The sequence below is a fragment of the Streptomyces sp. NPDC003697 genome, from assembly GCF_053587115.1.
Window position 1 is genome coordinate 1 of record NZ_JBSFNN010000148.1, and the last position, 7379, is coordinate 7379.

Annotated in this window: 8 protein-coding genes and 2 tRNA genes; 4 read left to right on the forward strand and 6 right to left on the reverse strand. The window is 73.9% G+C overall.

Going from position 1 to position 7379, the window contains the following annotated elements; translation table 11 throughout:
• Positions 1-102: 102 nt before the first annotated feature.
• On the forward strand, positions 103-1143 hold the full coding sequence (locus ACWDNY_RS30925; RefSeq protein ID WP_451649126.1) for an adenosine deaminase: 1041 nt from the start codon (positions 103-105) through the stop codon (positions 1141-1143).
• A gap of 127 nt (positions 1144-1270) precedes the next feature.
• Here the strand turns inward: ACWDNY_RS30925 and ACWDNY_RS30930 are convergent, their stop codons facing one another.
• The 6 genes from ACWDNY_RS30930 to ACWDNY_RS30955 all read right to left on the reverse strand — a co-directional run bounded on the left by ACWDNY_RS30930 (position 1271) and on the right by ACWDNY_RS30955 (position 3949).
• Positions 1271-2326, reverse strand: coding sequence for a UDP-N-acetylmuramate dehydrogenase (locus ACWDNY_RS30930; RefSeq protein WP_451649127.1), 1056 nt, complete (start codon positions 2324-2326; stop codon positions 1271-1273).
• Positions 2327-2494: 168 nt separating this feature from the next.
• Entirely contained in the window at positions 2495-2923 is a 429-nt protein-coding gene (locus ACWDNY_RS30935) for a MaoC family dehydratase (protein WP_451649128.1), read from the reverse strand.
• Between the two features lie 4 nt (positions 2924-2927).
• Positions 2928-3380 (reverse strand): FAS1-like dehydratase domain-containing protein, encoded by a 453-nt coding sequence (locus ACWDNY_RS30940; RefSeq protein ID WP_451649129.1) that lies wholly within the window; start codon positions 3378-3380, stop codon positions 2928-2930.
• 123 nt (positions 3381-3503) lie between these two features.
• Positions 3504-3668 carry a 50S ribosomal protein L33 gene (rpmG, locus tag ACWDNY_RS30945; RefSeq protein ID WP_003948671.1) on the reverse strand — a complete coding sequence of 55 codons (165 nt, stop codon included), beginning with the start codon at positions 3666-3668 and terminating at the stop codon, positions 3504-3506.
• Positions 3669-3757: 89 nt separating this feature from the next.
• Positions 3758-3830, reverse strand: a tRNA-Met gene (locus ACWDNY_RS30950).
• A 46-nt stretch (positions 3831-3876) separates the two neighbouring features.
• A tRNA-Thr gene (locus tag ACWDNY_RS30955) sits at positions 3877-3949 on the reverse strand.
• A 325-nt stretch (positions 3950-4274) separates the two neighbouring features.
• On the opposite strand from ACWDNY_RS30955, the gene ACWDNY_RS30960 reads away from it, so the two are divergent.
• The 3 genes from ACWDNY_RS30960 to ACWDNY_RS30970 all read left to right on the forward strand — a co-directional run.
• On the forward strand, positions 4275-5690 hold the full coding sequence (locus ACWDNY_RS30960; protein WP_451649130.1) for an amidohydrolase family protein: 1416 nt from the start codon (positions 4275-4277) through the stop codon (positions 5688-5690).
• A 419-nt stretch (positions 5691-6109) separates the two neighbouring features.
• The gene (locus tag ACWDNY_RS30965) at positions 6110-6766 is read left to right on the forward strand and encodes an SDR family oxidoreductase (protein ID WP_451649131.1); all 657 of its coding nucleotides are present in this window, start codon (positions 6110-6112) and stop codon (positions 6764-6766) included.
• Positions 6767-6787: 21 nt separating this feature from the next.
• Positions 6788-7379: nuclear transport factor 2 family protein (locus ACWDNY_RS30970; RefSeq protein WP_451649132.1), on the forward strand; the 592-nt coding region annotated here is incomplete at its 3' end.

Sequence of the window (7379 nt, forward strand, 5' to 3'; positions counted from 1 at the left end):
GGCCGCCTCCCTGCGGGGAGGCGGCCCGTTCCTGTGTGCGAGCAAGACCACGAAAGGGGAAACGGCTACCGGGACACCCGGAGCGTGCGGCAGGATCCTTGGATGGAGCGTGTACGTGATCTCTCTGAGCTGCCGAAGGCCCATCTGCACCTGCACTTCACCGGGTCGATGCGGCCCGCCACCCTGCTGGAGCTGGCCGGCAAGTACGGCGTGCGGCTGCCCGAGGCGCTGACCGAGGCGCTGGTCGGCGGCGAGCCCCCGCGGCTGCGGGCGACGGACGAGCGGGGCTGGTTCCGCTTCCAGCGCCTGTACGACGCGGCCCGCTCGTGCCTGAGGGAGCCGGAGGACATCCGGCGGCTGGTGCGGGAGGCGGCCGAGGAGGACGTGAAGGACGGCTCGGGCTGGCTGGAGATCCAGGTGGACCCGACGTCGTACGCCCCCCGGCTGGGCGGTCTGATCCCGGCGATGGAGGTCATCCTCGACGCGGTCGAGGAGGCCTCGTGGGAGACGGGCCTCGGCATGCGCGTCCTGGTCGCCGCCAACCGCATGAAGCACCCCCTGGACGCCCGGACGCTCGCCCGTCTCGCCGTGCGCTACCGGGACCGCGGCGTGGTCGGGTTCGGCCTCTCCAACGACGAGCGCCGGGGCATGGCCCGCGACTTCGACCGGGCCTTCGCCATCGCCCGGGAGGGCGGCCTGCTCTCGGCGCCGCACGGGGGCGAGCTGACGGGCCCGGCGTCGGTCCGCGACTGCCTGGACGACCTGCGCGCCACCCGGGTCGGTCACGGGGTGCGTGCGGCGGAGGACGAGCGGCTGCTGCGCCGCCTCGCGGACCGGGGGGTCACCTGCGAGGTCTGCCCGGCGTCGAACGTGGCGCTCGGCGTGTACGAGAAGCCGGAGGACGTCCCGCTGCGGACGCTGTTCGAGGCGGGGGTTCCGATGGCCCTGGGCGCGGACGACCCCCTGCTGTTCGGCTCCCGGCTGGCAGCCCAGTACGAGATCGCCCGCCGCCACCACGGCTTCACGGACGAGCAGCTCGCGGAACTGGCTCGCCAGTCGATCCGCGCCTCGGCCGCCCCGGGGGACGTGCGCACGAAGCTCCTGTCGGGAGTCGACGACTGGCTGGCCGGCCCGGTCACCTGACGACCGGGGGCGGAGCGCCTCCGGGGCGGCGGCCGCCCCGGGTGCCGGCGGCGTCTGCGGTGTCTTGCGTCTTGCGGTGCTTGCCTCTTGCGGTGCCGGAACGGCCGTCGCCGGAAGGCCGGCGGGGTCAGAGGCTCACGCCGACCGTCACCGGCTCGTTCACCAGCGTGACGCCGAAGGCCTCGCGGACCCCCGCCACGACCTCTCGGGCCAGCGCCAGCAGGTCCTCCGTGGTCGCCTCGCCCCGGTTGGTCAGCGCGAGGGTGTGCTTGGTGGAGATACGGGCCGGGCCGGTCCCGTAGCCCTTGGCGAATCCGGCCTTGTCGATCAGCCACGCCGCGGAGGTCTTGGTGTGCCCCTCCCCTGCCGGGTACGCGGGCGGCTCGACGCCGTCCCCCAGCCGCTCCCGCACGCGCGCGCGGAAAGCGGCGAACTCCGCGTCCGTGAGGATCGGGTTGGTGAAGAAGGAGCCGGCCGACCAGGTGTCGTGGTCCTCGGCGTCGAGCACCATGCCCTTGCCGGCGCGCAGCTTCAGCACGGTGTCGCGGGCGGTGGCGAGCGGCACGCGGTCGCCCGCCCGCACGCCGAGGACCCGGGCGGTCTCGGCGTACTTGACCGGCGCCGACAGTCCGTCCGCGTCCTCCAGCAGGAAGCGGACCCGCAGGACCACGTACCGCTCGGGGTCGGCCTTGAAGCGGCTGTGGCGGTAGGAGAACGCGCACTCCTCGTTCGTGAGCGTCACCGTCCGGCCGGCCCGGCGGTCGTAGGCGACGACCTCGGTGATCGTCGAGGAGACCTCCTGGCCGTACGCACCGACGTTCTGGATCGGCGTGGCACCCGCGGAGCCCGGGATCCCGGACAGGCACTCGACACCGGCGAGCCCCGCCTCGACGGTGCGGGCGACGGCGTCGGCCCACACCTCGCCGGCGGCCACCTCCAGCGTCGTACCGGTCAGGGTGAAGCCGCGGGTGGCGATGCGCAGGGCGGTGCCGTCGAAGCCCTTGTCGCCGATGACCAGGTTCGAGCCGCCGCCGATGACCAGCAGCGGCGTGCCGGCGGTGTCGGCCTCGCGGACGGCGTCGATCACCTCGGCATCGGTGGTCGCGGTGATCAGCCGGGTCGCGGGGCCGCCGAGCCGGAAGGTGGTCAGCGGGGCCAGGGGCGCGTCGTGGAGTTCCTGCACGGCCCCAAGACTACGAGACGGCACCGACAGCACCGCCTTGAGAGGTGTCCGGTGGGGCCGCCGCCCGTCGGCGGCCGCCGTCGGGACGGGTGAGGGGCGCCGCCGGATGCGGACGCCCCTCACCGCCGACGCTTCGCGGTCACTTCCGTACGGCCCGAGCCGGCAGGCTCACGCCAGACGCACGACCGCCCGGGACATGCCCAGGACCTTCTGGCCGCCGCTGGTGGCGGTGAGGTCGACCCGGACGGCGTTGTCGTCGAGCTTGGCCGCGACCTTGCCGCTGACCTCGATCGTGGCACCCTCGTCGTCGTTCGGGACGACGACCGGCTTGGTGAAGCGCACGCCGTACTCGACGACGGCACCCGGGTCGCCCAGCCAGTCGGTGACGACGCGGACCGCCTCGGCCATGGTGAACATGCCGTGCGCGATCACGTCCGGCAGCCCGACCTCCTTGGCGAACTTCTCGTTCCAGTGGATCGGGTTGAAGTCGCCGGAGGCACCCGCGTACTGCACCAGAGTGGCGCGGGTCACGGGGAAGGTCTGCGCCGGCAGCTCGGTGCCGACCTCGACGTCGTCGTACGCGATCTTCGCGGTCATCGCCTCACGCCTCCCCGGCCGCGCGGGCCACGAGCTTGGTCCAGGCGGTCACGACGTGCTCGCCCGCCTCGTCGTGCACCTCGCCGCGGATGTCCAGGATGTCGTTGCCGGCCAGGGACTTGATCGCCTCGATCGTCGAGGTGACCATCAGCCGGTCACCGGCGCGCACGGGCCGCCGGTAGACGAACCTCTGGTCGCCGTGCACGACGCGGCTGTAGTCGAGGCCGAGCTGCGGGTCCTGGACGACCTGTCCGGCGGCCTTGAAGGTGATCGCGAACACGAACGTCGGCGGTGCGATCACGTCGGAGTGGCCGAGCGCCTTGGCGGCCTCCGGGTCCGTGTAGGCCGGGTTGGCGTCCCCCACGGCCTCCGCGAACTCACGGATCTTCTCCCTGCCCACCTCGTAGGGGGCGGTGGGCGGGTAGGACCGCCCCACGAAGGACTGGTCGAGCGCCATGGCTCGGCACCTCCTGGTGTCACGTGCGGTGACGTGCGGTGGGACCGCACGAGGGAACGTCATCAGGAAACAACATGAGGCCGCCCCCCTGGTTACGGGGGCGGCCTCATGTATGAGCCTTTTTTATCGCGTCTCGCGGTGCGCGGTGTGCGCATTGCAACGCGGGCAGTGCTTCTTCATCTCAAGACGGTCCGGGTTGTTACGCCGGTTCTTCTTGGTGATGTAGTTCCGCTCCTTGCACTCCACGCAGGCCAGCGTGATCTTCGGGCGGACGTCGGTGGCAGCCACGTGAGTGCTCCTTGACGAACGGATGGACTTACTTAACGCAAAGAAGAGTAGCCGATCGAAGGACCGACCCCGCAATCGGCTACTGTGAGTAGCGGTGACCGGACTTGAACCGGTGACACAGCGATTATGAGCCGCTTGCTCTACCGACTGAGCTACACCGCTTTGATGTGATCAGGTCCCGCCTCGCGACGGGAACCTCACACACCAGAGCCCCAAAACGGAATCGAACCGTTGACCTTCTCCTTACCATGGAGACGCTCTGCCGACTGAGCTATTGGGGCGAGCGATGAAGACATTACACGGTCCGCCGCCGTTCACCCAAATCCGTTCCGCGGGCCCCGCCTCGCCCCGTCACCCGACTGGCGCTGCGGCGTCCCGCACCCGCGGCAGGGAGCAGCCGCGGCGCCGGGCGGACCACGCCGGTACGACTATTGCGCTCCTCCCCCTCCGGGACGGGCCGCCGTCCTAGGCTCGACTCACTCTGCGTGATCTTGCGCCTTCGGCGCAGCCGCGAGTCGTGCCCGTGTCCCTGTCCGTGTCCGTGTGTCCCGTCCGTATCCGCGTCCGTGTCCGTGCACCTGGAGCACCCGTCGTCCCTGGAGCGCGATGCCCGAAAGCCAGCCGCCGCCTGCCCCCTCGCCCGCGTCGGGCGTCTCCGGCTCCTCGGAGCCGGCGGGGGCCCCGGACTCCTCCGGGTCGTCCGGCTGTCCGGGGCCCTCGAACCTGTCGGGTCCGTCGGTCTCGTCGGGCCCGTCCGGCTCGTCGGGTTGCCCGGGCGAGCCGGAGGGTGCGGGGACGCCGGGGCCGCCCGACCCCGGCCGGTTGCTGTTGTGCGGGGCGCGGCTGACGGACGGGCGGATCGTGGACGTACGGCTGGTCGCCGGACGCGTCGAGGCCGTCGGCACGGCCGGCAGCCTGGGACCCGGCGGGCCCGGCGGACCGGACGACGGAGGAACCCGGCTGGACCTCGGCGGCTACCTGCTGCTGCCGGCCCCCGCCGAACCCCACGCGCACGGCGACACCGCCCTGACCGCCGACAGTTTCGGCCCCGTCCCGTACGACGCGGAGGACGTCCAGCGCCGGGCGACCGAGGCCGCGCTGCTGCAGCTCGGGCACGGGGCGACCGCGCTGCGCGCACACGTGCGCGTCGGCGACGTCCAGGGACTCGGTGCCCTGGGCGCCGTCCTGCAGGCCCGGCGGGCCCTGCGCGGCCTCACGGAGCTGACGACGGTGGCGGTGCCGCGGGTACTGACCGGCGCGGCCGGGACGGACGGGCTGGCGATGCTGCGGGACGCGGTGAAGATGGGCGCCGGCGTGGTGGGCGGCTGTCCCGACGTGGACCCCGACCCCACGGGCTACGTCGAGGCGGTCCTCGAGGTCGCCTCCGAGCACGGCTGCCCGGTGGACCTGCACACCGACGGCACCGACCCGGCCCGCCTGGCGCGCATCGCGGCGATGGCGGGCGGGCTGCGCCCCGGCGTCACGCTCGGACCGTGCGGCGGCCTGGCACGGCTGCCCGTCGAGGTGGCTGCGCGGACCGCGGACCAGCTGGCCGCCGCCGGGGTGACGGTGGTGTGCCTGCCGCAGGGCGGCTGCGGGAGCGTCGAGGGCCGCGGCACCGCGCCGGTGCGGCTGCTGCGGGCGGCCGGGGTGCGCGTGGCCGCGGGCAGCGGCGCCCTGCGGGACGTGTCGAACCCGGTCGGGCGCGGGGACCCGCTGGAGGCCGCGTACCTGCTGGCCTCACGCCACGGGCTGCGGCCCGAGGACGCCTACGAGGCGGTGAGTGCGCGCGCCCGCGCGGTGCTGGGGCTGCCCGAGGTGCGGGTGGAGGCCGGTTTCCCGGCGGAGCTCCTCGCGGTGCGCGGTGACCGGCTGGCGGGGGCGCTGTCACTCGCCTACAGCCGGATCGTGGTGCACCGGGGCCGGGTCGTGGCGCGGACGAGCGCGGTACGGGAGTTCTGCGACGCGGCGGCGGGGGTGGACCCGGGACTGCCGCGGCAGGGGCGCGGGGAGGTGTCGTGACGGTCGCCGCCCGGACGGGCGCTGAACGACGGGGGTGCCTTCCCTGTCCCGGGCGGGCACTGTGAGGACCCGGCGGGACCGGGGGGCCCAGGGTGCCGCGCGGGGTCGTCGCCTGCGGTACGGGGCCGGCGGGTGCGGCGCGGGACCGGGCGCCTGGCGCCTGGCGCACGAGGCCGCCTGGCGCGGGGCCCGGGTGTCGCCGCACGAGGTCGTCAGCGCGGCGTGGGGCCCGGTGCCCGCCGCACGAGGTCGCCTGTGTCGGCGCGCGGCCCGGCGCACGCCGCGTGCGCACGGTGCCGCCCTGCGAAGGCGCCGAAACGCCGGGTCCTGAGCTCGCGGTGCAGGGCTGAAGTCGCCTGGCTGGTGCGGCCGTCCGGGCGTACGGGCACATGCGGGGAAACAGGCGTACGGTCGGAGACATGCGCATCGTCATCGCTGGTGGTCATGGTCAGATCGCGCTGCGGCTGGAGCGTCTGCTCGCCGCGCGCGGAGACGAGGCGGCGGGAATCATCCGCCGCGCCGAACAGGCCGACGACCTGCGCGAGGCCGGCGCCGAACCGATCGTGCTGGACCTGGAGTCCGCGTCGGTCGAGGAGGTCGCGGAGCGGCTGCGCGGCGCGGACGCGGCGGTCTTCGCGGCGGGCGCGGGTCCGGGCAGCGGCGCGGCCCGCAAGCTGACGGTGGACAAGGGCGCGGCGATCCTGTTCGCGGACGCGGCCGTCCGCGCGGGCGTGCGGCGCCACCTGGTCGTGTCGTCGATGGGGGCGGACGCGCGGCACCCGGGCGACGACGTCTTCGACGTGTACCTGCGGGCCAAAGGCGAGGCGGACGACTACGTCCGCGCCCAGGAGGCCCTGGACTGGACGATCCTGCGCCCCGGCTCCCTCACGAACGACCCCGGCACCGGCCTCGTCCGCCTGGAGGCCCACACCGGCCCGGGCACGGTCCCCCGCGACGACGTGGCCGCCGTCCTGGCCGAGTTGCTGGACACCCCGGCGACCGCCGGCCTGACGCTGGAACTGATCAGCGGCTCCACGCCGATACCGGTCGCGGTGAGGTCCGTGGCGGGGAACTGAGGATGGCGACGGCGGAGCCCGTTGCGGCAGCGCGGGACGCCTTGCTGCGCCGCATGCGAACTCTTCCCGACCGACGACCGGGACCCGATCGTTGCGGAGTGCCTGGCACCCGGCGTCGACCGGCCGGACCTGCTGGACGGCGTCCGCCTCCATGGCCGTGAGGAGGTCCGGGCGTACGGGGCACGGCAGTTCGCGACCGGGCACCCGCCGGTACGGCTGGAGAGGCTGCGCCGGGACGGGGACGGCGAGGCCGTGGTGGCGACCGTGCGGCTCGATCGGCGGGACGCGGAGGGCGACCGCTGGGCCGGAACGGTCGAACACATCCACCGCTTCGGCGTGGACGGCCGGGTGACGCGAATGGACGTACGGCCCGCGGCGGACCGGCCGGCACCTTCCACCCCCGGTTCCGGGACTGCCCACCACCCGGGCCACCTCCTGGCCACCCATCACCAGGTTGACCAACGTCCCTGGGCAGTACAACTAGTGCCGCGGCAGGCAACGTTTGCCCGTCGAGGAGCGGCGTCCGGTGCGTGCTCTCGGCGTGCCGGCCGGACGCCCTCGTACTGGATGTACTCGGGCTTCCGGCCGGTGCGGCGAGTGGGGGTACCCCCTG